Below are 255 nucleotides of genomic sequence, written 5' to 3' on the forward strand. Positions count from 1 at the left end.
CGGTGCAGCTCACTGACCACAAGGAGCTTCCGCCACCAATGGGTCTTCAAGGCAGAAAGCGCTGCACCAGAGGCGATCAGGGCATCGATGGCATCAAGATTCCTCTGCAGGTAGTCGAGCTGGCGTCGTATCGTGGCTTTTATATTGCGACGACGCGGCTTTTTCTGTTTGGCAACTCTCAGGATATTGGCACGTGCCTTGCCGCGGTCATATCGGGGTCGATATTTGCGTAGTTCTGAACTCTGCTCGCAGAGA

Annotated in this window: 1 pseudogene; it reads right to left on the minus strand. The window is 54.9% G+C overall.

From position 1 onward, the window contains the following. Positions 1-255: pseudogene (locus tag KBY97_RS14615) on the minus strand (IS5/IS1182 family transposase); the annotation flags it as partial.

The sequence above is a fragment of the Synechococcus sp. ATX 2A4 genome (genome assembly GCF_024346375.1).
Taxonomy (GTDB): Bacteria; Cyanobacteriota; Cyanobacteriia; order PCC-6307; family Cyanobiaceae; genus MW101C3.